General features: G+C 71.2%; 21 protein-coding genes. 16 read left to right on the top strand and 5 right to left on the bottom strand.

The annotated features are described in order from the left end of the window. The first annotated feature begins 6 nt into the window (after nucleotides 1–6). The 5 genes from ABD374_RS17520 (at nucleotide 7) to ABD374_RS17500 (ending at nucleotide 6,330) form a co-directional block, all read left to right on the top strand. A complete protein-coding gene (locus ABD374_RS17520) occupies nucleotides 7–660 on the top strand; it encodes a hypothetical protein (protein ID WP_344496218.1) in 654 nt (217 codons plus the stop codon). Between the two features lie 132 nt (nucleotides 661–792). Next, nucleotides 793–1,488, top strand: coding sequence for a demethylmenaquinone methyltransferase (locus tag ABD374_RS17515; RefSeq protein ID WP_344496216.1), 696 nt, complete (start codon nucleotides 793–795; stop codon nucleotides 1,486–1,488). A 7-nt stretch (nucleotides 1,489–1,495) separates the two neighbouring features. Next, the gene (locus tag ABD374_RS17510) at nucleotides 1,496–2,407 is read left to right on the top strand and encodes a glutaminase (protein ID WP_344496214.1); all 912 of its coding nucleotides are present in this window, start codon (nucleotides 1,496–1,498) and stop codon (nucleotides 2,405–2,407) included. A gap of 164 nt (nucleotides 2,408–2,571) precedes the next feature. Further along, nucleotides 2,572–4,947 carry a zinc-ribbon domain-containing protein gene (locus ABD374_RS17505; protein ID WP_344496212.1) on the top strand — a complete coding sequence of 792 codons (2,376 nt, stop codon included), beginning with the start codon at nucleotides 2,572–2,574 and terminating at the stop codon, nucleotides 4,945–4,947. Nucleotides 4,948–5,046: 99 nt separating this feature from the next. Beyond that, complete coding sequence (locus ABD374_RS17500) at nucleotides 5,047–6,330, top strand: geranylgeranyl reductase family protein (protein ID WP_344496210.1); 1,284 nt, start codon at nucleotides 5,047–5,049, stop codon at nucleotides 6,328–6,330. Here ABD374_RS17500 and ABD374_RS17495 read toward each other — a convergent pair. After that, complete coding sequence (locus tag ABD374_RS17495; RefSeq protein ID WP_344496208.1) at nucleotides 6,296–6,556, bottom strand: DUF397 domain-containing protein; 261 nt, start codon at nucleotides 6,554–6,556, stop codon at nucleotides 6,296–6,298. The two genes, ABD374_RS17500 and ABD374_RS17495, sit on opposite strands and share 35 nt — an antisense overlap. After that, nucleotides 6,553–7,395 carry a helix-turn-helix domain-containing protein gene (locus ABD374_RS17490; protein ID WP_344496206.1) on the bottom strand — a complete coding sequence of 281 codons (843 nt, stop codon included), beginning with the start codon at nucleotides 7,393–7,395 and terminating at the stop codon, nucleotides 6,553–6,555. Before ABD374_RS17490 ends, ABD374_RS17495 begins: the two co-directional genes overlap by 4 nt. A gap of 119 nt (nucleotides 7,396–7,514) precedes the next feature. Between ABD374_RS17490 and ABD374_RS17485 the strand changes: the two genes are divergently transcribed. Beyond that, nucleotides 7,515–7,706, top strand: coding sequence for a hypothetical protein (locus ABD374_RS17485; protein WP_344496203.1), 192 nt, complete (start codon nucleotides 7,515–7,517; stop codon nucleotides 7,704–7,706). Nucleotides 7,707–7,938: 232 nt separating this feature from the next. Then, nucleotides 7,939–8,187 (top strand): hypothetical protein, encoded by a 249-nt coding sequence (locus ABD374_RS17480; protein WP_344496332.1) that lies wholly within the window; start codon nucleotides 7,939–7,941, stop codon nucleotides 8,185–8,187. Between the two features lie 61 nt (nucleotides 8,188–8,248). On the opposite strand, the gene ABD374_RS17475 is transcribed toward ABD374_RS17480, so the two are convergent. Both ABD374_RS17475 and ABD374_RS17470 read right to left on the bottom strand, forming a co-directional pair. Next, a complete protein-coding gene (locus tag ABD374_RS17475; RefSeq protein ID WP_344496201.1) occupies nucleotides 8,249–8,674 on the bottom strand; it encodes a DUF6003 family protein in 426 nt (141 codons plus the stop codon). Between the two features lie 106 nt (nucleotides 8,675–8,780). Then, nucleotides 8,781–10,148, bottom strand: coding sequence for a serine hydrolase domain-containing protein (locus ABD374_RS17470; RefSeq protein ID WP_344496199.1), 1,368 nt, complete (start codon nucleotides 10,146–10,148; stop codon nucleotides 8,781–8,783). A 110-nt stretch (nucleotides 10,149–10,258) separates the two neighbouring features. Here ABD374_RS17470 and ABD374_RS17465 point away from each other — a divergent pair, with 110 nt between their 5' ends. Together ABD374_RS17465 and ABD374_RS17460 are read left to right on the top strand one after the other, a co-directional pair. Beyond that, nucleotides 10,259–10,387 carry a hypothetical protein gene (locus tag ABD374_RS17465; protein WP_344496197.1) on the top strand — a complete coding sequence of 43 codons (129 nt, stop codon included), beginning with the start codon at nucleotides 10,259–10,261 and terminating at the stop codon, nucleotides 10,385–10,387. A 76-nt stretch (nucleotides 10,388–10,463) separates the two neighbouring features. Beyond that, nucleotides 10,464–11,180 carry an imine reductase family protein gene (locus ABD374_RS17460; RefSeq protein ID WP_344496195.1) on the top strand — a complete coding sequence of 239 codons (717 nt, stop codon included), beginning with the start codon at nucleotides 10,464–10,466 and terminating at the stop codon, nucleotides 11,178–11,180. Here ABD374_RS17460 and ABD374_RS17455 read toward each other — a convergent pair. After that, the gene (locus ABD374_RS17455) at nucleotides 11,075–11,974 is read right to left on the bottom strand and encodes a C40 family peptidase (protein ID WP_344496193.1); all 900 of its coding nucleotides are present in this window, start codon (nucleotides 11,972–11,974) and stop codon (nucleotides 11,075–11,077) included. The genes ABD374_RS17460 and ABD374_RS17455 overlap by 106 nt on opposite strands. 708 nt (nucleotides 11,975–12,682) lie before the next feature. Here ABD374_RS17455 and ABD374_RS17450 point away from each other — a divergent pair. Genes ABD374_RS17450 through ABD374_RS17420 form a run of 7 tightly spaced genes read left to right on the top strand, consistent with a single transcriptional unit; the run spans nucleotide 12,683 to nucleotide 20,432 of the window. Beyond that, nucleotides 12,683–13,042, top strand: a complete 360-nt coding sequence (locus tag ABD374_RS17450) for an NADH-quinone oxidoreductase subunit A (protein WP_003956195.1) — start codon at nucleotides 12,683–12,685, stop codon at nucleotides 13,040–13,042. An 18-nt stretch (nucleotides 13,043–13,060) separates the two neighbouring features. Then, nucleotides 13,061–13,615: a NuoB/complex I 20 kDa subunit family protein gene (locus ABD374_RS17445; protein WP_344496191.1), complete on the top strand. Its 555-nt coding sequence runs from the start codon at nucleotides 13,061–13,063 to the stop codon at nucleotides 13,613–13,615. Then, nucleotides 13,612–14,352 (top strand): NADH-quinone oxidoreductase subunit C, encoded by a 741-nt coding sequence (locus ABD374_RS17440; RefSeq protein WP_344496189.1) that lies wholly within the window; start codon nucleotides 13,612–13,614, stop codon nucleotides 14,350–14,352. The genes ABD374_RS17445 and ABD374_RS17440 overlap by 4 nt, the downstream gene beginning before the upstream one ends. After that, nucleotides 14,349–15,674 (top strand): NADH-quinone oxidoreductase subunit D, encoded by a 1,326-nt coding sequence (locus ABD374_RS17435; RefSeq protein ID WP_344496187.1) that lies wholly within the window; start codon nucleotides 14,349–14,351, stop codon nucleotides 15,672–15,674. Before ABD374_RS17440 ends, ABD374_RS17435 begins: the two co-directional genes overlap by 4 nt. Nucleotides 15,675–15,709: 35 nt before the next feature. Next, complete coding sequence (nuoE, locus tag ABD374_RS17430) at nucleotides 15,710–16,534, top strand: NADH-quinone oxidoreductase subunit NuoE (RefSeq protein ID WP_425577260.1); 825 nt, start codon at nucleotides 15,710–15,712, stop codon at nucleotides 16,532–16,534. Then, nucleotides 16,534–17,919 (top strand): NADH-quinone oxidoreductase subunit NuoF, encoded by a 1,386-nt coding sequence (gene nuoF / locus ABD374_RS17425; RefSeq protein ID WP_344496183.1) that lies wholly within the window; start codon nucleotides 16,534–16,536, stop codon nucleotides 17,917–17,919. Before nuoE ends, nuoF begins: the two co-directional genes overlap by 1 nt. Further along, the gene (locus ABD374_RS17420; RefSeq protein WP_344496181.1) at nucleotides 17,916–20,432 is read left to right on the top strand and encodes an NADH-quinone oxidoreductase subunit G; all 2,517 of its coding nucleotides are present in this window, start codon (nucleotides 17,916–17,918) and stop codon (nucleotides 20,430–20,432) included. The genes nuoF and ABD374_RS17420 overlap by 4 nt, the downstream gene beginning before the upstream one ends.

Here is a 20,432-nt window from a genome sequence, read left to right as displayed (position 1 = left end):
GTCGAGTTGCTGACGATCCACGCCGCCGACCTGGTCGTCCCGGTCGGCGCGGAGCCGATCGCCCGGGGCGCGGTCGCCGTCGACGGTACGACGGTCGTCGCACTCGGCCCGTACGAGGACGTGGCCGCCGCCCGGCCGGCGGCCCGGGTCCGCCGCTGGCCCGGAGTCCTCACTCCGGGGCTGCGCAACGACCGCGGCGGCTTCCTGCTGGAGCACGCCTATTTCCCCGAAGACCCGGGCGAGTCCGACGCGCTCGGCCCGGGCCCCCTCACCGGTGACGCCCTCGCCGCGCTGCGCATGACCGAGGCCCGCCGGGGCAACAGCGCCCGCCGCTGCACCCAGAAACTCCTGGCCCACGGGGTGGTCGCCGTCACCGGTCCGCTCGGGATCGCGGCCGTCCGCCAGGCGGTGCGGCGGGCCGGCCTCGCGGTCGGGGGCGGGGTGGCGGACGACGCCCCGGCGACGGCCTCCGGTGCGGGGCTGGACCCGCTGGCCGGGGGCGCACCGCTGGCTTCCGTGGTCGCGCACCCGCTCGCCGTCGGCTCCCGCGCCGACCTCGCCGTCTTCGACGTGCCGGACGAGGCGGCGCTGCGCGCGCGGGGGACCGGGACGTGCGTCGCGACGGTCCTGGGCGGACGGCTGGTGCACCGGCGGCGGTGAGGACCGCACCCGTGCCGGCGATGACCACACCCGTGCCACCGGTGACCGCATCCGCCGCCGAGGAACACGCCCGCGCCGCCGATGACCGGGCCCGCTCCGCCCGCGCCGGGCGGGCCCGGCACAATGGGCGGCGTGACCCGCGCATCCCTGAACAAGAAGCCCGCCGAAGTCGCCTCGATGTTCGACGAAGTGGCGGAACGCTACGACCTCACCAATGACGTCCTGTCCCTCGGACAGGACCGGATCTGGCGCAAGGAGGTCGCCAGGGCGGTGGACGCCCGTCCGGCCCAGAAGATCCTGGACCTGGCCGCCGGAACCGCCACCTCCTCGCAGCCCTTCGCGCGGGCCGGTGCGTACGTCGTGCCCTGCGACTTCTCGATCGGCATGCTGCGGGTCGGCAAGCGGCGTCACCCGTGGATGCCCTTCACCGCGGGCGACGGGACGGAACTGCCGTTCCGGGACGACACCTTCGACACGGTCACCATCTCCTTCGGCCTGCGCAACATCCAGGACACCGACGCCGCGCTGCGCGAGCTGTACCGCGTGACCAAGCCCGGCGGGCAGGTCGTGATCTGCGAGTTCTCGCACCCGGCCTGGGCGCCCTTCCGGACCGTGTACATGGAGTACCTGATGCGGGCGCTGCCGCCGGTCGCGACCGCCGTCTCGTCGAACCCCGACGCGTACGTCTACCTCGCCGAGTCCATCCGCGAGTGGCCCGACCAGCCGGCGCTGGCGTCCCGGCTCCAGCGGGCGGGCTGGTCGAAGGTCGCGTGGCGCAACCTGACGGGCGGAGTCGTCGCCCTGCACCGCGGTACGAAGCCCCGGTAGACCTCCCGTGGACTACCAGGCGGTCCTGGAGCGGATCGCGGAGGACATCGCACCGCAGGTCGGCGGCGGCAGGACCGCCGAGTACATCCCGGCGCTCGCCGCCGTCGACCCGCGCCGCTTCGGCATGGCCGTCGCGGACGTCGACGGGAAGGTGTACGGGGTCGGGGACTGGCAGCGCCCCTTCTCCACCCAGTCGATCACCAAGGTCTTCACGCTCGCGCTGGTCCTGGCCACGGGCGGCGACGACCTGTGGGAGCACGTCGGCCGCGAGCCGTCCGGCAACCCCTTCAACTCCCTGGTCCAGCTGGAGTACGAGAACGGCATCCCGCGCAACCCGTTCATCAACGCCGGCGCGCTCGTCGTCACCGACCGCCTCCAGACCCTGACCGGCGACGCGAGCAGCGAACTCCTGGAGTTCCTGCGCGAGGAGAGCGGAAACCCCGGCCTGGCCTTCGACCCGGAGGTCGCCGGGTCGGAGTCCGCGCACGGCGACCGCAATGCGGCCCTGGCCCACTTCATGGCCTCGTACGGCAACATCACCAACCCCGTCCCCACCCTCCTCGACCACTACTTCTGGCAGTGCGCGATCGAGATGAGCTGCGCCGACCTGGCGCTGGCGGCCCGCTTCCTGGCCCGCCACGGGCTGCGCGCCGACGGCTCGCGCCTGCTGACGCGCAGCGAGGCCAAGCAGATCAACGCCGTGATGCTCACCTGCGGTACGTACGACGCGGCCGGCGAGTTCGCCCACCGGGTCGGGCTGCCGGGCAAGAGCGGGGTGGGCGGCGGGATCGTCGCGGTCGTTCCGGGGCGGTGCACGCTGTGCGTCTGGAGCCCGGGTCTGGACGAGCGCGGCAACTCGGTGGCGGGCGTCGCGGCGCTGGACCGGTTCACGACACTGACGGGACTGTCGGTCTTCTAGAACACGGTCCCGGGGGCGACCGGCTCGGGCGACCGGCCCTTGCCGGGAACCCCCTTGCCGGGAACCGCCCGGCGGGGAAGATGAGTCAGTTCACACGGGAACCGCTCTTCCTCCGTTCCTCCCCGCTTCCCGCTCACCCCGCCCTCCCCGCATCCGGAGTCCCCATGCCGCTGCACTGCCCGAACTGCGGAACCCCGGGCCCCGACGAAGCCCGCTACTGCATGAGCTGCGGGCACGAACGCCCGCCCGTCGGAGGCGAGTCGCCCCCGCCCCCGCCCCCGCCGCCCGCGTACGCACCGGGTCCCGCGACGCCCTCGCCCCTCGGGCAGTTCCTCGGCCGCGCCTTCCGGGGCGACTGGGCGTCCGCGGCGAAGGCCGCCGCCTGGCCGCTCGGGCTGCTGCTCGCCCTGGCGGTCGCGCTGGCCGTCCCGTCGTACGGACAGGACGACAGCGGCGGCGGTGACAGCGGCGGCAGTGGCAGTGGCGGAGACGTCGCGGTCGGCTGGAGCGACCGGTTGCGCATCGCGCTCGCCCTGCTGCTCCAGGCGTTCGGCGGCGGCTTCGAGGTGCGCAGCGCCGGACCCTCGCAGTTCGGTGCCGGGGGCGGGGACTTCGGCTCTCCGGACTCCCCGTTCGCCCCGGCGGGCGGCGCGGAGATCTCCCTCGTACCGCTGACCGTCACCGCCCTGTGGATCGGCGCGCACCTCATCGGCGCACGGAAGCTGCGCGCAGGCGTGGCAGCGCACGAGCAGGGGCGTACGGCAGGTCTCGAAGCGGCCGTCCGCACCACCCTCCTCGCCACCGCCGGTGTGCTGGTCCTCGGCCTGTTCGCCCGGCCGTCGATCGCGGGCGTCGAGGTCGCGTCGTCGCCGCTGCTCGCCGCCCTCGGTGCGCTGGTGCTCTCGCTCGCCGTCACCGCCGGTGTGTTCCGGCGCGACGGCCTCGCGCGGTGGCCGGCGCGGTGGCCCGCTGCGGAGGCGGCCGTACGCGCGCTCGGGACGGCACTGCGGGCGCTCGGCTCCGCGCTCGTGCTCTGCACGGTCGTCGGCTTCGTCGTGTACGCGAGTACCGAGGGCGTCGACGGCGAGGCGTTGCTGTTCGCACTGCCGGTACTGCCGAACATGGGACTGCTGGTGCTCGGGGCGAGCTGGGGCGTACCGGTGGAGTACGACCTCCAGGGCCAGGTCGGTTACTTCGGCGGCGGCCTCCAGCACGGCAGTTTCGGCCTGTCCGAGCTGGGCGAGGCGCACAACGGCTGGGCGGTGACGGGCGCGCTGGCACTGGGGCTGGTGTGCGCGCTCGTACTGGCGCTGTGGACGGCCCGCCGCTCGGCCGAGCGGCGCGAACACGTGCTGGCCGGGGCCTTCTTCCTCGGCCTGTACCTGCTGTGCACCGGATTCACCGGGGTGTCCGCCGACATCGCGGGCGGGATCGGCGGCCTCGGCGGTGCGCGGGGCGCGGTGGAGGTCGCGCCGAACCTGGCGTACGCGCTGCTCTTCGGGCTGCTGTGGGTGGGCGGGGCGGTGCTGGCCGCGCCGTACCTGCCACGGGTGCGGGGCGGACGGACGGACACGGCGCCGGGGGTCCCGCCCGTCCCGCCGGTCTCACCGGCCCAGCCGGTTCAGCAGGCCGCACCGGCCCCGCCGGCCCCGCCCGGATACGTTCCGCCCGAGGCCCTGGCCGCGATGACGACGGCGACGGCGGCCACCGCCCCGAAGCCGCACCCGGTGTACCCCCCTCCCCCTCCCGCGCCCACCCCCGCCTCCACTCCCACCCTCGTCCCCGCACCCGCGCCCGCCCCGAAGCCCCGGAGCCGCGCGCTCCTCTGGGCCGGAACGCTCACCGCCGCCTTCGTCGTCGGCGGCGGTGCCACCGCCGGTGTGCTGCTGTTCAACGACGGCGGCAGGAACACCACCGAGCGGCAGTCGCAGGACGACAAGTCCGTGGTGGTGGCGAGCGACGGCCCCACCGGACCGGCGACCGGAACCCCCAGCGCCCCCACGTCCCCCACCGCGTCCCCGTCCCCCTCGGCGCCGGAGGCCGCAACCACGCCGAGCCCGTCCGCGACCTCCGCCCCGCCGGCCCCCTCCGGAGTGCCCGCCGGTTACCGGAGGGTGGCGGACCCGGCCGGTTTCTCCCTCGCCGTACCGGAGGTCTGGTCCCGCCAGAGCGCCGACCGCGGCCAGATCACCTACGCCGGCTCCACCGGAATGGAGCACCTGCTCATCGGCGTCGTCTCCGACCCCCCGTACGCCTCCTCGTACCAGAACTTCCTGACCATCGAGGAGAAGGCCAAGGCGAACCAGAAGGACTTCCGGCGCCTGCGCCTGGAGCGGAACACCTTCCAGGGCCGGCCGGGCGCGATCTGGGAGTACACGTTCACGGACCAGCAGACGGGCGAGACCCTGCACGCGATCGACCAGGGCTACATCGCGGAGAACGGCACCGACTACTCGATCTACACCAAGGCACGGGACCGCGACTGGCGGTACGCCCGCGAGACCTTCGACACCGCGCTGGCCACCTGGACCCTCGACTGACCCGCCGACCCTTCGGAAGGGCGCTCGGTACGCCCCAATAGACTGCCTTCGACCTGTGCCCCCGGGCACGCGACGTCGAGTCTTACGGGAGATCCCGCCGTGACCGAGCCCCTCTCCGAGCACACCGCAGATGTGATCGTCGTCGGGGCCGGACCCGCCGGCTCCACGACCGCCTACTACCTGGCGAAGGCCGGACTCGACGTCCTGCTCCTCGAGAAGACCGCGTTCCCGCGCGAGAAGGTCTGCGGCGACGGCCTGACCCCGCGCGCCACCAAGCAGCTGGTCTCGATGGGCATCGACATCTCCGAAGAGGCGGGCTGGCTGCGCAACAAGGGCCTGCGCATCATCGGCGGCGGCGTACGCCTCCAGCTCGACTGGCCGGACCTGGCCTCGTACCCGGACTACGGACTCGTCCGCAAGCGCGACGACTTCGACGAGCAGCTCGCCCGCCAGGCCCAGAAGGCGGGCGCCCGCCTGCACGAGCGCTGCAACGTCGGCGAGCCGGTCCTCGACCCCCGCACGGGCCGGATCACCGGCGTCAACGCCAAGCTCGGCGAGGAGAAGACCCCGGTCACCTTCCACGCCCCGCTGGTCGTCGCCGCCGACGGCAATTCCACCCGCCTGTCCCTCGCCATGGGCCTGCACCGCCGCGAGGACCGCCCGATGGGCGTGGCGGTCCGTACGTACTTCACCTCCCCGCGCCACGACGACGACTACCTGGAGTCCTGGCTGGAGCTGTGGGACCGCCGGGGCCCGCAGGACCGCCTGCTGCCCGGCTACGGCTGGATCTTCGGCATGGGCGACGGCACGTCCAACGTCGGTCTCGGCATCCTCAACTCCTCCAAGGCGTTCAAGGAGCTGGACTGGCGCGAGGTCCTCAAGGCGTGGTGCGCGTCGATGCCGGAGGAGTGGGGCTACACCCCGGACAACATGACGATGCCGATCCGCGGCGCCGCGCTCCCGATGGCGTTCAACCGGCAGCCGCACTACACCAAGGGCCTGCTCCTCGTCGGTGACGCGGGCGGCATGGTCAACCCGTTCAACGGCGAGGGCATCGCGTACGCCATGGAGTCGGGCCAGATCGCCGCCGACGTCATCGTCCAGGCCCACGCCCGCGCGACCCCCGCCCAGCGCGAACTCGCCCTCCACGCCTACCCGAAGATCCTCAAGGAGACGTACGGCGGCTACTACACGATGGGCCGCGCCTTCGTGAAGCTCATCGGCAACCCGAAGATCATGAAGCTCGCGACCCAGCGCGGTCTGACGCACCCGGTGCTGATGAAGTTCACGCTGAAGATGCTGGCCAACCTGACCGACCCGACGGGCGGCGACGCGATGGACCGCATCATCAACGGCCTGGCCAAGGTCGCGCCGAACTCGTGACCCCAGCTCCGGTGGCGCGGGGCAGCCGGTCGTCCTTCACGGCGGAGACGAAGGACGACCAGGCGGTCACGTCGAAGAGGAGCGCGGGGCCGCTGGGGGTCTTGCTGTCCCGTACGGGCATGACGCCGGGGTAGCCGTCGGCCACTTCGACGCAGCTACCGCCTTCGGCATTGCTGTAGGACGACTTGCGCCACGTGGCGACGCTCAGGTCATGCGCAGTGCTCATGGTGCGAAGTCCTCCGCCGCCGATTCGATCAGGGCCAGGGACGCCTCCGGCGACAGCGCGGCGGCCCGGATCGGATCGTAAGACCGCTGGTACTTGGCTACCAGCGTTGGGGTGTCCAGCAGTTGGCCCGAGTGTTGCCCTTCCGAGTAAGCGACGGGCGGCGCGTCGTCGAACGTCATGACTGCGAACATGCCGCTGCTTGCGGCATGGGCCCCGGCGGCGAAGGGCAGCACCTGGACGAGGATGCGCCCGCGCCGAACCAATTCGGCGATGTGCGCGAGCTCGCGAGCCATCACCTCTGGGCCGCCCACTGGAATGCGCAACACGGTCTCATGGAGGACCACCCACAACACGGGCCTTGTTGGGCCATCGAGCAGGGCGGCCCGCGCCGCACGGGCTCGGGCCCACATGTCCATGTCGTGGTCGAGGACGAGCGCGGCAGCCGGTGCCATCAACGCCCGTACGTACTCCTCGGTCTGGAGCAGCCCTGGAACCAGCATCGGCGCGTACTCGCTGATGGTGAGGGCTTCCGACTCCAGGGCGGCAGCGTCGGCGAAGTAGGCGGGGTGCGGGCTGCTGTCGATCAGCTCCTTGCACATGCGTGCAAAGAGCCCGTCCGTCCCCAGCTCGCTGTCGATGCGCTGCGCGAGGTCGAGCTGGGGCTTGCGGATGGCGGCCTCGATCTGGCCGATGTACGTCCCCGAGACGTAGACCCGTTCCCCGAGCTGCTGCTGGGTGAGCCCTGCCGCTTCTCGCTGCCGCTTGAGTTCGGAGCCGAAGAACGGCCACCCGACCTTGCCCTGAGTGAAGCCCAGGCCCTTGTTCGGCTTGCTCCCCACTGAACTCCCCTGCGTTTCAACACCGTTGTTGTCCGCTGCCCCCTGTCCATCGTATGCACGCAGCGCAACGATCGGACACGGAAAGCGACGTATCGAGCGAGGCAAGGGGCGGAACAGGGATGAACGCACCACGGAGGAGCGAGGCGCGGGCGCAGCTCGCGGAGCTGATGTCGGACTACGGAACGGACGGCGTACTCCGGCTCGACGCGGCCGGGGAACCGGCGGAGGGGGCGGAGCTGCCGCCCGGGTCGATGGAGTACCCGCCGTGCCGGTGCCCCCGATGCCGACCGGACGGCTCCGGCGGCGCTTGAGCTTCGGGAGGCGAGGTGCGAGCGCCTTTTGCCGGGAATGGTGGGTGGGGATTCCTCCCACCCACCCTCCCTGTAGTGCGCCAACCGTCCGGCGCGCCAGGGTGGATGGCTTTTTGTGATCAGGTCGCCACGCAGAGCTGTTGCCGTGTGGCGTGCGCCACAGCAAACGACCCCCGTGCGGTGGTGGAACACCGCACAGGGGGCTGACCAACAAGATCGTGGAACCGATCTCATGGCTGTTCAGCAGCTTAGTCGCGTCGCCCTGCACGCGCCCGCCCATCCGATGGCCAAGCCCGGATTCGGGAAGCGGTCCGCACCCGACCAGGAGCCGCGTCGCGGGCGCGACTTCGCACACCTGCCCAAGCGTGAAGCGGCGATCGCCGGGTGCATCGCGCCTGCCGCAGTCCGTCCCACCCGAGGGCGGCGTACCCCCGACACCCCGTCGACGTACGCCGCCCCACTCATGCACCGCACACCCTGACCAGGACGCGGTGACGGTGCCGACACCGACACCGACACCGGCGCAGGCTTCGGTGCCGGGCTCAGGCTTCGGTGGCCGCCGCCAGCGTGGCCGGATCCACTCCGGTCAGTTCCACGATGCGGTGCTGCGGGACCCCGGCCGCCAGGGCCTTGCCGAGCAACGCGTCCCGTCCGTCGGCGCAGTCGCGGAAAGCCAGGAGCTCAGCTTCGAGGTGAGCCCTCGATTCCGGAAGACCGGCCTGCCGGACGCGCTCGAGCTCCTCCTCGCTGAGCGGGACCGGCAGCCGTTCGGCTCCCTCGGGAATGAAGCCGTTCTCCTCGGGCGGCAGTACCCGTACGTCCTCCTGGTGCGCCGTGACGCCCTGGGCGTCGAACCACGCCTGCACGGCGGAGGTCTCCAGGCATTCGAGATCGCCGACGGCGGACAACGCGACCCCCAGGTGCCTGGCCGAGGCGTCCGCGAGAAACAAGTAGGCGTCGTCCGTCATCTTCGATTCCTTCGTGAGGGTGCTGGATCGGTCGGTTCCGTTCCTTTACCCCGGCACACGCAAGTCACCGCTCGGCCGCACGGCACAGGACCCGGCCGGGGGTCTGTCAGCGCAGCTGTTCGGGGGTGACCAGGGACCGGAGCGGGGGCAGGGAGCCGGGCGCCGACTGGCGGAGGGACGTCGAGGGCTTGCCCGGCACGCCGCTGAGCGCTCCGTCGACGTACGAGAACAGCGCCGCCCCTATCGGGTCCGGCTTCGGCTTGTTCTGCTCGTCGAACCGCTCGTACTTCATGAGGTTGTAACCGACGGCGACCTGCCTGCGGCCGTTCCCGGTGGAGAGCGCCCAGGTCCCGGCCCCGAAGACGGCGCCGTCGTGGCCCCAGTACCAGCCGCCGCTGGGCATGCGCAGGGTGTAGATGCCCAGCCCGTAGCGCAGCGCGGCCTCCTCGCCCGGCTCGGGCTCGTAGACCGGGACGGTGGTCTTCATGGCGCGCAGTTCGTCGGGACCGAGCAGCTTGCCGCCCAGCAGCCGGCGGTAGAAGTCGTTGAGGTCCCGCATCGTCGAGACCATCGCCCCGGCCGTGCCCGCCCAGGACATGTCGTAGACGCTGTAGTCGCGGGCCGGTTCGATGTAGCCGTACATCGATTCGTACATCTTGGCGTGCGGCCCGGATATGCGGGGCGAGCGCGGGAAGTAGGTGTGCCGCAGCCCGGCCTTACGGACGACGTTGCGGGTGATGTACGTTTCCGGGTCCTCGCCCGTGACCTTCCGCAGCAGCAGCCCGGCGATGACGTAGTTGGTGTTCGCGTAGGAGTACGTGCCGCGCTCGACGACCGGCGGCGCCGCGAGTCCGAGGCGGACGAGCTGCTCCGGGCGCAGACGGCGGAAGCGGTTCTCGTCGAGCTCCTTGCCCGGGTCCACGGCCAGGCCGGGGAAGGCGGGAAGCACGTAATCGGGGATGCCGCTGGTGTGGTTGAGCAGCATGCGCACCGTCACCTCGCGTCCCCGCTCGCCGGGTATCAGCTCGGGCAGGTAGCGCCCGGCCGGCGCGTCGAGTTCGATGCGGCCCTGGTGGACCTGCTGAAGGACGGCCACCGCGGTGAAGGTCTTGGTGATGCTGCCGATCCGGTGCTCGAAGTCGGGCCGCATCCGTCGCTCGGTGTCCACGTCGGCCAGCCCGGCGGCTCCCCGCCACTGCTCGGACCCGTCGCGAACCGCGGAATAGGCCCCGTACATACCGGCTTCGTGGAAAGCCGCGAGCGAACTCCGGAGGGCTGCCCGGTCAAGTCCGCGCTCGGACCCGGCGAACGGCGCGGCGGACGAACCGGACCCGGTGGCGGCGGGGGCGGTCGCCGCGGGCGCGGCTGCCTGCGCCGGCACGGCCGCGAGCGACAGGACGGCGGCCGTGGCCACCGCGGCCAGGCGAAGTCTCCGACGCTCCGGGCGAGGGGTGTTGGCGCGGGCGAGGGGCATGGTCACTCCTGTTTCGTCACGCGTGCACGATGGGTGTTCGATTTCCCCATCCTCATCGCGCCGCTGCGGCTCGCCCTCCGCCCGCAGCACGATTTTCTGCACAGGAACACATGACAAACGTCAGGCTTCAGCTGTGCTTCGGGTACGACGGCGCCCACTGGGCCGGCCTGACCACCGACAGCCGCACCGTCGGCGCGGCCGACATCACACCGGTCGACAGCCTCAGGCCCCACGCGTAGTCCGCCCCGCGTGGTCCCGCGGTCCGGCGAAACCGCGCCGGCAGTCGCTGGGAGGGACCCCGGCCTGGAGCGCGAAGTGCCGGCGCGGACCGGCCGCCGTGCCGAGGCCGCTCTCCGCACCGATGCGGGCGATCGAGAGGCCGGTCGATTCCAGGAGCGGCTGGGCTCGGGCCAGGCGGCGGGCCGGCCGGCCCGCGACCCGGGCACCGAAGTCGCGCTCTACGACCTGGCGCTGCTCGACCCGATGCGGGCGACGCCGAGCGGCTGGCTGCACGCCACGGCCCTGGCGGGCGCCGACGGCGTGGCCGCGACGGCGTTCACCCCGGTCGCGATCCGCCGGCCGAGCGCGGTGACGGGCTTCACGGGGACGTACACCGGGCAGGTGGACGCCGGTCACTACCCGGGCGACGACGCCACTCCCGACGTACAGCGCGTGGCGATCGGGCACCTGGTCCACATGGGGAGGGACCGGGGCATCGACGGGCGGCTGCCCGAGCTGTCGCAGGCGCTGATCGAGCGGGCCGTCGAGGAGGGGAACGGCGGGGACGGTTACGCGCGCCTTGCCGAGGTGTTCCGCAGGGGCCGAGAGGCATCGGGCGAGTGGTGGTGGCGGGTGCACGTACGACGGAGGGCCGTCGTTCCCGGGCCGGGGAACGACGGCCCTCCGTCGCAGGAAGAAGAGATCGGTCAGAGCACGCGGACCGCGCCGGTCGGCATGTCGTACGCCAGGGGACGCTCGACCACGCCGGTACCGGAGTTCTGCGCGCCGACGAAGTTGCCGCCGCCGACGTAGATGCCCACGTGGTACGCGCTGCCCGCGCCGCCCCAGTAGAGGATGTCGCCCGGCTGGAGGTTGTCCAGGCCGACCTGGGTGCCCGCGGTCGACTGGGCCTGCGAGACGCGCGGCAGGTCGACGCCGATCGAGCGGAACGCGGCCTGGGTGAGGCCGGAGCAGTCCCACGAGTTGGGGCCGGTGCCGCCGGAGACGTACGCGTCACCGACCTGGGCGCGCGCGAAGGCGACCACGGCCGCCGCACTGCCCGTGGCGGTGGAGGACGAGGAGGAGGACGAGGCCGACGACGAGGACGACGACGAGCTGGAGGAACCGACGGAGACACCGGAGCCACTGGCGGAGGCGCTGAGCGTCGTGCGCTCCGCGGCGCGCGAGGCCCGCTCCTGCTCGGCCTTCTCGGCGGCCGCTTCCTTGGCGGCTGCCTCCTCGGCGGCCTTCTTCTTGGCCGCCTCTTCGGCCTTCCGCTCGGCCTCGGCCTTGCGTTCGGCGTCCGCCTTGGCCTTCTTGGCGGTCTTCGCGGCCTTCTCTGCGGCGGCGTCCTGCTGGGCCTGGAGGTCGTAGGCGTGCGCGACCTGCTGGGTGGCCTCGGCGGAGGCGGCGACGGTGGTCGCCAGGTCCGCGGTGATCGTGGGCATCTCGAGGGTCGCGGTCACCGGCTCGGCATTCGCCGGCCCGGCAGCACCGGCCACCGCGATGGTGCTGAGGACGCCACCGGCAACTCCGGCACGGAGCGCGACCTTGGAGGCGCTGCGGCGGGGTTTCCGGTGGCTGGGTATGTGAGCGGTGAGGGACATGGGACAACCGCTATCAGGGGTTCGCGGTTCCCTTCAAGAAAGGTGGGCTGCGCCACAGTTGCGCCGCGACGGCCCGAATCGGGCGCCGCTCGGGCTTTATTGACGCCGTAACGGGCAATACGGGCATGCGCGATCAAGCCTGTGATCATGGGCTTTCCGCAATACGTCCCAATTGCCGGGCGCTTACCATCCGTTCACACTGTTGGCCAAGCCCGCTTGTGTGGAGGCCGGTCAGGCGTGACACAGGTCACAGATCGAGCGCCCTTCGGGGCTCGTCGGCGCTCGTGAACGCGTGCACGCGTCCACATTCGTACGCGAAGCTCCCCCGCCGGGGTGAGCACGTCCTCTATCACCCGATGCGTGTCCATCGCGAATTTGCCTGCACGGATCTCCCTTGATAGCGCAATACGCCTCCGACCAGCGGTAACACCCTCACTTGTCACGTCTCGTGACCACTCGTGTGCTTCGTGTATAAAGATCACCGCTCATCCGACTTCATGATCCTTCGTCGGGTGTTGGAGATCACAAAGACGTTGTCGTACCCCGTGTCGCAGATCACAGACCGGCAGGCATAGGATGCGAAGCAGCCGGGTTTGTGAACTGCCTCACATGTACGTGATCTTCGCGTGGCGAAGATCGCGGAGGCGGCGGAAAACGCAAGCTCCGGTGCGGTCCAACGGTCAAGGACGACTGGAAGGAGCGAGGAGCGTGAATGCCTACGCGCCCATCCTCGTGCTCGGCGCCCTCGGGGCAGGGTTTGCGATCTTTTCCGTGGTCATGGCCACGCTTATCGGCCCAAAGCGCTACAACCGGGCAAAGCTTGAAGCGTACGAGTGCGGCATCGAGCCGACACCCACACCCGCCGGAGGCGGCCGCTTCCCGATCAAGTACTACCTGACGGCGATGCTCTTCATCGTCTTCGACATCGAGATCGTCTTCCTCTACCCCTGGGCCGTCTCCTTCGACGCCCTGGGGCTTTTCGGGCTCGTCGAGATGCTGCTCTTCGTGCTCACCGTCTTCGTTGCCTACGCGTACGTATGGCGGCGCGGCGGCCTGGAATGGGACTGAGGGGCTGAGGGGTCACCAATGGGACTCGAAGAGAAGCTGCCCAGCGGCTTTCTGCTGACCACCGTCGAACAGGCCGCGGGCTGGGTGCGGAAATCCTCCGTCTTCCCCGCGACCTTCGGCCTCGCCTGCTGCGCCATCGAGATGATGACGACGGGCGCGGGCCGTTACGACCTGGCCCGCTTCGGCATGGAGGTGTTCCGCGGTTCGCCGCGCCAGGCCGACCTGATGATCGTGGCGGGCCGGGTCAGCCAGAAGATGGCGCCGGTGCTGCGGCAGGTCTACGACCAGATGCCGAACCCCAAGTGGGTTATTTCCATGGGGGTTTGCGCCTCTTCGGGCGGGATGTTCAATAACTACGCAATTGTGCAGGGTGTTGATCATATTGTTCCTGTCGACATCTATCTGCCCGGTTGCCCGCCCCGCCCCGAGATGCTGATCGACTCGATTCTGAAGCTGCACCAGAAGATTCAGAACTCCAAGCTCGGGGTGAACCAGGAAGAAGCGGCCCGCGAGGCGGAGGAAGCGGCTCTCAAGGCGCTCCCCACCATGGAGATGAAGGGGCTGCTGCGGTGAGCGGGCAGAACAACGGCGTCCCCGGAGACAACGGGGTCCCCCCGAGCGACAGCCTCCCCGCCCAGCGCGAGGACACCGCCGAGGTGATCGGCGTACGCAAGGGCATGTTCGGCGCCAAGAACGGCGGCGACACGAGCGGCTACGGCGGCCTCGTGCGCGTCGTCACACTGCCCGGCGCCACCCCGCGGCCGTACGGCGGGTGGTTCGACCAGGTCGCGGACGAGCTCGAAGGCGCCCTGGAGGAGCAGGGTCTCCTCCCGGACAACGCCATCGAGAAGACCGTCGTCGACCGCGGCGAGCTCACCTTCCACATCGCCCGCGAACACCTGGTCCAGGTGGCGCAGACGCTGCGCGACGACCCGGCCCTGCGCTTCGAGCTCTGCACGGGCGTCAGCGGCGTCCACTACCTGGAGGACAAGGGCCGCGAGCTGCACGCCGTCTACCACCTGCGCTCGCTCACCCACGGCCGGCTGATCCGCCTCGAAGTGAGCGCGCCGGACAGCGACCCGCACGTCCCCTCGCTGGTCCCGGTCTACCCGACCAACGACTGGCACGAGCGCGAGACGTACGACTTCTTCGGCCTCGTCTTCGACGGGCACCCCGCCCTCACCCGGATCATGATGCCGGACGACTGGCAGGGCTTCCCGCAGCGCAAGGACTACTCGCTCGGCGGCATCCCCGTCGAGTACAAGGGCGCCCAGATCCCGGCTCCGGACCAGCGGAGGTCGTACTCGTGACTACCCCACCCGCATCAGCGCGCGAGACCACCGAAGGTCCCGTCTACACGGTCACCGGCGGTGACTGGGACGAGGTCGTCCAGGCCGCCACCAAGGCCGACGACGAGCGCATCGTCGTCAACATGGGCCCGCAGCACCCGTCGACGCACGGCGTGCTCCGGCTCATCCTCGAAATCGACGGCGAGACGGTCACCGAGGCCCGCTGCGGCATCGGCTACCTGCACACCGGCATCGAGAAGAGCGCCGAGTACCGCAACTGGACGCAGGGCACGACCCTCGTCACGCGCATGGACTACCTGACGCCGTTCTTCAACGAGGCGGCGTACTGCCTGGGCGTCGAGAAGCTGCTCGGCATCGAGGAGCAGATCCCGGACCGGGCGAGCGTCATCCGCGTGATGCTGATGGAGCTCAACCGGCTCTCCTCGCACCTGGTGTGCATCGCCACCGGCGGCATGGAGCTGGGCGCGACCACGATCATGATCTACGGATTCCGTGATCGTGAACTGATTCTCGATGCCTTCGAGCTGATCACCGGCCTGCGCATGAACCACGCGTTCATCCGCCCCGGCGGCCTCGCCCAGGACCTGCCCCCGGGCGCGATGGACCAGCTGCGCGAGCTCGTGAAGACCATGAAGAAGAACCTGCCGGAGTACGACAAGCTCGCCACCGGCAACCCGATCTTCAAGGCCCGCATGCAGGACGTCGGGTACCTCGACCTCACCGGCTGCATGGCGCTCGGCGTGACCGGACCGGTCCTGCGCTCGGCCGGCCTGCCGCACGACGTGCGCAAGACCGACCCCTACTGCGGTTACGAGACGTACGAGTTCGAGGTGCCGACCGCCGACACCTGCGACTCCTACGGCCGCTTCCTGATCCGGCTCGAAGAGATGCGGCAGTCGCTGCGGATCGTCGAGCAGTGCCTGGACCGGCTCCGGGAGCCGGGCGACGTGATGGTCACCGACAAGAAGATCGCCTGGCCCGCACAGCTCGCGCTCGGGCCGGACGGCCTCGGCAACTCGCTCGACCACATCAAGAAGATCATGGGCACCTCCATGGAGGCCCTGATCCACCACTTCAAGCTGGTGACCGAGGGCTTCCGGGTCCCGCCCGGGCAGGCGTACGTCACCGTCGAGTCGCCCAGGGGCGAGCTGGGCGTCCACGTCGTCTCCGACGGCGGCACCCGCCCCTACCGGGTCCACTTCCGCGACCCGTCCTTCACCAACCTCCAGGCCATGGCGGCGATGTGCGAGGGCGGCCAGGTCGCCGACGTCATCGTCGCCGTCGCGTCCATCGACCCCGTGATGGGAGGCGTCGACCGGTGACCGCCACACCAGCCAATCAAGAGGTGAGCCTGGGGATGCCGCAGCTCCCCGCTCCCGACTACCCGGCCGACGTACGCGCCCGGCTCGACGCGGACGCCAGGGAGGTGATCGCCCGCTACCCCGACAGCCGGTCCGCCCTGCTGCCGCTGCTGCACCTCGTGCAGTCCCAGGAGGGCCACGTCACCCGCACCGGCGTCCGCTTCTGCGCCGAGACACTGGGCCTGACCACCGCCGAGGTCACCGCCGTCTCCACCTTCTACTCGATGTACCGGCGCAAGCCGGGCGGCGACTACCAGGTGGGCGTCTGCACCAACACGCTGTGCGCGGTGATGGGCGGCGACGCCATCTTCGACGAGCTCAAGCAGCACCTCGGCGTCGGCAACAACGAGACGACCGAGGACGGCAAGGTCACCCTCGAACACATCGAGTGCAACGCGGCCTGCGACTTCGCGCCCGTGGTGATGGTCAACTGGGAGTTCTTCGACGACCAGACGCCCGAATCCGCCAAGCGCCTCGTCGACGACCTGCGGGCCGGGCGGCCCGTCCGGCCCACCCGCGGCGCGCCCCTGTGCACGTACAAGGAGACCGCCCGCATCCTGGCCGGCTTCCCCGACGGGCGCCCCGGCGCCGTCGAGGCCACGGGCGGCGCCGGGCCCGCCTCGCTCATCGGCCTCAGGCTCGCCAAGGGCGAGGCGCCGCAGCACCGCGTGGTCCACCCGCGCGGGGAGGCCCAGCAGCAGGACGGGCCGCCGCACGATCCTTCGCCGTCCGAGCACCTCAGCTCGCACGACGCTCCGCAGCAGACCTCGGCGTCCGACCCCGCTCACCCGGCCGGACCGGAAGCCGAGGAGGGGGAGTGATGACCTTGTCCACCCAATACGGCGACACCTCCCGGCCGGAGGCCGGGGGAGAGACCAGCCCGGAGAAGCTGCTCTCGCCCGTCCTGTCGGCGTTCTGGGACGAGCCCGAGTCCTGGACCCTGGACACCTACCGGCGGCACGAGGGGTACGAGGGCCTGCGCAAGGCCCTCGCCATGTCGCCGGACGACCTCATCGCGTACGTCAAGGACTCCGGCCTGCGCGGCCGAGGCGGCGCCGGCTTCCCCACCGGCATGAAGTGGCAGTTCATCCCGCAGGGCGACGGCAAGCCGCACTACCTCGTCGTCAACGCCGACGAGTCGGAGCCGGGGACCTGCAAGGACATCCCGCTCCTCTTCGCGAACCCGCACTCCCTCATCGAGGGCATCGTGATCGCCTGTTACGCGATCCGGTCGAACCACGCGTTCGTCTACCTGCGCGGTGAGGTCGTCCCCGTACTGCGCAGGCTGCACGAGGCCGTACGCGAGGCATACGCGGCGGGCTACCTCGGCGAGAACATCCTCGGCAGCGGTCTCGACCTCGAACTCACCGTGCACGCGGGTGCGGGCGCGTACATCTGCGGTGAGGAGACCGCACTGCTCGACTCGCTCGAAGGCCGGCGCGGCCAGCCCCGGCTCCGTCCCCCCTTCCCTGCCGTCGCGGGTCTTTACGCGTGTCCGACTGTGGTGAACAACGTCGAGTCCATCGCGTCCGTTCCCGCGATCCTCAACAAGGGCAAGGAATGGTTCCGTTCGATGGGCAGCGAGAAGTCCCCGGGCTTCACGCTGTACTCGCTGAGCGGCCACGTCACCAGCCCCGGCCAGTACGAGGCCCCGCTCGGCATCACGCTGCGCCAGTTGCTCGACATGAGCGGCGGCATCCGCGCCGGCCACCGGCTGAAGTTCTGGACGCCCGGCGGCTCCTCGACCCCGATGTTCACCGACGAGCACCTCGACGTACCGCTCGACTACGAGGGCGTCGGCGCGGCGGGCTCGATGCTCGGCACCAAGGCGCTCCAGTGCTTCGACGAGACGACCTGCGTCGTGCGGGCCGTGACCCGCTGGACCGAGTTCTACGCCCACGAGTCCTGCGGCAAGTGCACGCCCTGCCGCGAGGGGACGTACTGGCTGGTGCAGCTGCTGCGCGACATCGAGGCCGGCAAGGGCCGCATGAGCGACCTCGACAAGCTGAACGACATCGCCGACAACATCAACGGCAAGTCCTTCTGCGCCCTCGGTGACGGCGCCGCGTCCCCGATCTTCTCCTCGCTCAAGTACTTCCGCGAGGAGTACGAGCAGCACATCACCGGCGAGGGCTGCCCCTTCGACCCCGCCAAGTCGACCGTCTGGGCCGACAAGCCCGCCCACCCCACGGAGGTGAACGCATGACCGTCACGACAAGTGCTCCCTCCGGAGGCGGCGAGGCGGCGGGGCCGCCCCAAGCCCCCGAGAACACAGTCTCGCTGACCATCGACGGCATCCCGATCTCCGTCCCCAAGGGGACGCTGGTCATCCGCGCCGCCGAGCTGCTCGGCATCGAGATCCCGCGCTTCTGCGACCACCCGGCGCTCGACCCGGCCGGCGCCTGCCGCCAGTGCATCGTCGAGGTCGAGGGCCAGCGCAAGCCCATGGCGTCGTGCACGATCACCTGCACCGACGGCATGGTCGTCAGGTCCCAGCTCACCTCGCCGGTCGCCGACAAGGCGCAGCGCGGTGTGATGGAACTGCTGCTGATCAACCACCCGCTGGACTGCCCGGTCTGCGACAAGGGCGGCGAGTGCCCGCTCCAGAACCAGGCCATGTCCCACGGCGACCCGGACTCCCGCTTCGACAAGAAGAAGCGGACGTACGAGAAGCCGATCCCGCTCTCCCCCCAGGTGCTGCTCGACCGCGAGCGGTGCGTGCTGTGCGCGCGCTGCACCCGCTTCTCCAACCAGATCGCGGGCGACCCGATGATCGAGCTGATCGAGCGCGGCGCGCTCCAGCAGGTCGGCATCGGAAAGGGCGACCCCTTCGAGTCGTACTTCTCCGGGAACACCATCCAGATCTGCCCGGTGGGCGCGCTGACCTCGGCGGCGTACCGCTTCCGCTCGCGCCCCTTCGACCTCGTGTCGTCGCCGTCCGTCTGCGAGCACTGCGCGGGCGGCTGCGCGACCCGCACCGACCACCGGCGCGGCAAGGTCATGCGGCGCCTGGCGGCCGACGACCCCGAGGTCAACGAGGAGTGGCTCTGCGACAAGGGGCGCTTCGGCTTCCGTTACGCCCAGCGCCCCGACCGGCTCACCACTCCGCTCGTACGGAGCGAGGCGGGCGTACTGGAGCCGGCGAGCTGGCCCGAGGCGCTCGAAGCGGCGGCCCGGGGGCTCTCGGCGGCGCGCGGTCGGGCCGGTGTCCTGACCGGCGGCCGGCTGACCGTCGAGGACGCGTACGCGTACGCCAAGTTCGCCCGTATCGCCCTCGACACCAACGACATCGACTTCCGCGCGCGCGTGCACAGCAGCGAGGAGGCCGACTTCCTGGCGTCCCGGGTCGCCGGGCGCGGACGTGATCTCGACAGTACGGGGACGACGTACACCGCGCTGGAGAAGGCGCCCGCCGTCCTGCTCGTCGGCATCGAGTCCGAGGAGGAGGCGCCCGGCGTCTTCCTGCGGCTGCGCAAGGCCCACCGCAAGCACGGCCAGCGCACCTTCGCCGTCGCCACACACGCCACGCGCGGCCTGACGAAGGCGGGCGGCACGCTGCTCCCCGCCGCCCCCGGCACCGAACCCGAGTGGCTCGACGCGATCACCGACCGCACCGAACTCGGCACCGACGGGAACGCCGCCGCCGAAGCGCTGCGCGGCGAAGGCACCGTGATCGTCGTCGGCGAGCGGCTGGCCGCCGTGCCCGGCGCGTACACCGCCGCCGTACGGGCCGCCACCGCGACCGGCGCGTCCCTGGTGTGGATCCCGCGCCGGGCGGGCGAGCGCGGCGCCGTCGAGGCGGGCGCGCTGCCTTCGCTGCTGCCCGGCGGCCGCCCGGCCACCGACCCGCGCGCCCGGGACGAGGTGGCGTCCCTCTGGGGCGTGGCCGAACTGCCGAGCCGTTACGGGCGCGACACCGGCCAGATCATCGAGGCCGTGGCCACCGGTGAACTGGCCGCCCTGCTCGTCGGCGGCGTCGAGGTCGCGGACCTCCCCGACCCGGTACGCGCGCGTGAAGCGCTCGACCAGGCCGGTTTCATCGTCTCCCTGGAGCTGCGGCCCAGCGAGGTGACGGACCGGGCGGACGTCGTCCTTCCGGTGGCCGCCGTGGCCGAGAAGCCCGGCACCTTCCTCAACTGGGAGGGCAGGGCCCGGATGTTCGAGGCCGCGCTCAAGCCCGACCAGATGACGCGCACGCTCGCCCCCGCCGACGCCCGCGTCCTGCACATGCTGGCCGACGCGCTCGACGTACACCTGGCGCTGCCGGACGTACGTGCCGTACGCGGCGAGCTGCACCGCCTCGGCGCCTGGGACGGAGCCCACGCCGCCGACCCGGCCGAGCCCGCCGCCCCGCTGCCGTACCCCGGCGCCGGCGAGGCCGTGCTCGCGGGCCACCGGCTGCTGCTCGACCAGGGCCGTCTCCAGGACGGCGACGAAGCCCTCGCGGGCACCCGTCACGCGGCCGTCGCCCGGCTCTCCGCGGCGACCGCGGCCGGCACGGGCGTCGAGGACGGCGACCTGCTCGCCGTCACGGGCCCTGCCGGAACGGTCCGCCTGCCGCTCCAGGTCACGCCGATGCCGGACCGCGTGGTGTGGCTGCCGCTGAACTCGGTGGGTGGAGGAGTCGCCTCCGACACCGGCGCGGTGCCCGGGCAGGTCGTCCGCATCGGCCCGGCCGCCGTCACCGCCGCCACCGACGCACCGGAGGTGATCGCGTGA

Source organism: Streptomyces enissocaesilis (assembly GCF_039533765.1).
Taxonomy (GTDB): domain Bacteria; phylum Actinomycetota; class Actinomycetes; order Streptomycetales; family Streptomycetaceae; genus Streptomyces; species Streptomyces enissocaesilis.
Note: the sequence above shows the minus strand (reverse complement) of the source record. Positions and strands in the feature narration are given on the sequence as shown.

What these genes read in the sequence shown, in the direction of transcription:
- ABD374_RS17485 (WP_344496203.1), top strand. Translation starts at nt 7,515, where the DNA reads ATGAACGCACCACGGAGGAGCGAGGCGCGGGCGCAGCTCGCGGAGCTG.
- ABD374_RS17480 (WP_344496332.1), top strand. Translation starts at nt 7,939, where the DNA reads ATGGCTGTTCAGCAGCTTAGTCGCGTCGCCCTGCACGCGCCCGCCCAT.
- ABD374_RS17495 (WP_344496208.1), bottom strand. Translation starts at nt 6,556, where the DNA reads ATGAGCACTGCGCATGACCTGAGCGTCGCCACGTGGCGCAAGTCGTCC.
- nuoE (WP_425577260.1), top strand. Translation starts at nt 15,710, where the DNA reads ATGCCGCAGCTCCCCGCTCCCGACTACCCGGCCGACGTACGCGCCCGG.
- ABD374_RS17420 (WP_344496181.1), top strand. Translation starts at nt 17,916, where the DNA reads ATGACCGTCACGACAAGTGCTCCCTCCGGAGGCGGCGAGGCGGCGGGG.
- ABD374_RS17445 (WP_344496191.1), top strand. Translation starts at nt 13,061, where the DNA reads ATGGGACTCGAAGAGAAGCTGCCCAGCGGCTTTCTGCTGACCACCGTC.
- ABD374_RS17505 (WP_344496212.1), top strand. Translation starts at nt 2,572, where the DNA reads ATGCCGCTGCACTGCCCGAACTGCGGAACCCCGGGCCCCGACGAAGCC.
- nuoF (WP_344496183.1), top strand. Translation starts at nt 16,534, where the DNA reads ATGACCTTGTCCACCCAATACGGCGACACCTCCCGGCCGGAGGCCGGG.
- ABD374_RS17455 (WP_344496193.1), bottom strand. Translation starts at nt 11,974, where the DNA reads ATGTCCCTCACCGCTCACATACCCAGCCACCGGAAACCCCGCCGCAGC.
- ABD374_RS17470 (WP_344496199.1), bottom strand. Translation starts at nt 10,148, where the DNA reads ATGCCCCTCGCCCGCGCCAACACCCCTCGCCCGGAGCGTCGGAGACTT.
- ABD374_RS17465 (WP_344496197.1), top strand. Translation starts at nt 10,259, where the DNA reads ATGACAAACGTCAGGCTTCAGCTGTGCTTCGGGTACGACGGCGCCCAC.
- ABD374_RS17475 (WP_344496201.1), bottom strand. Translation starts at nt 8,674, where the DNA reads ATGACGGACGACGCCTACTTGTTTCTCGCGGACGCCTCGGCCAGGCAC.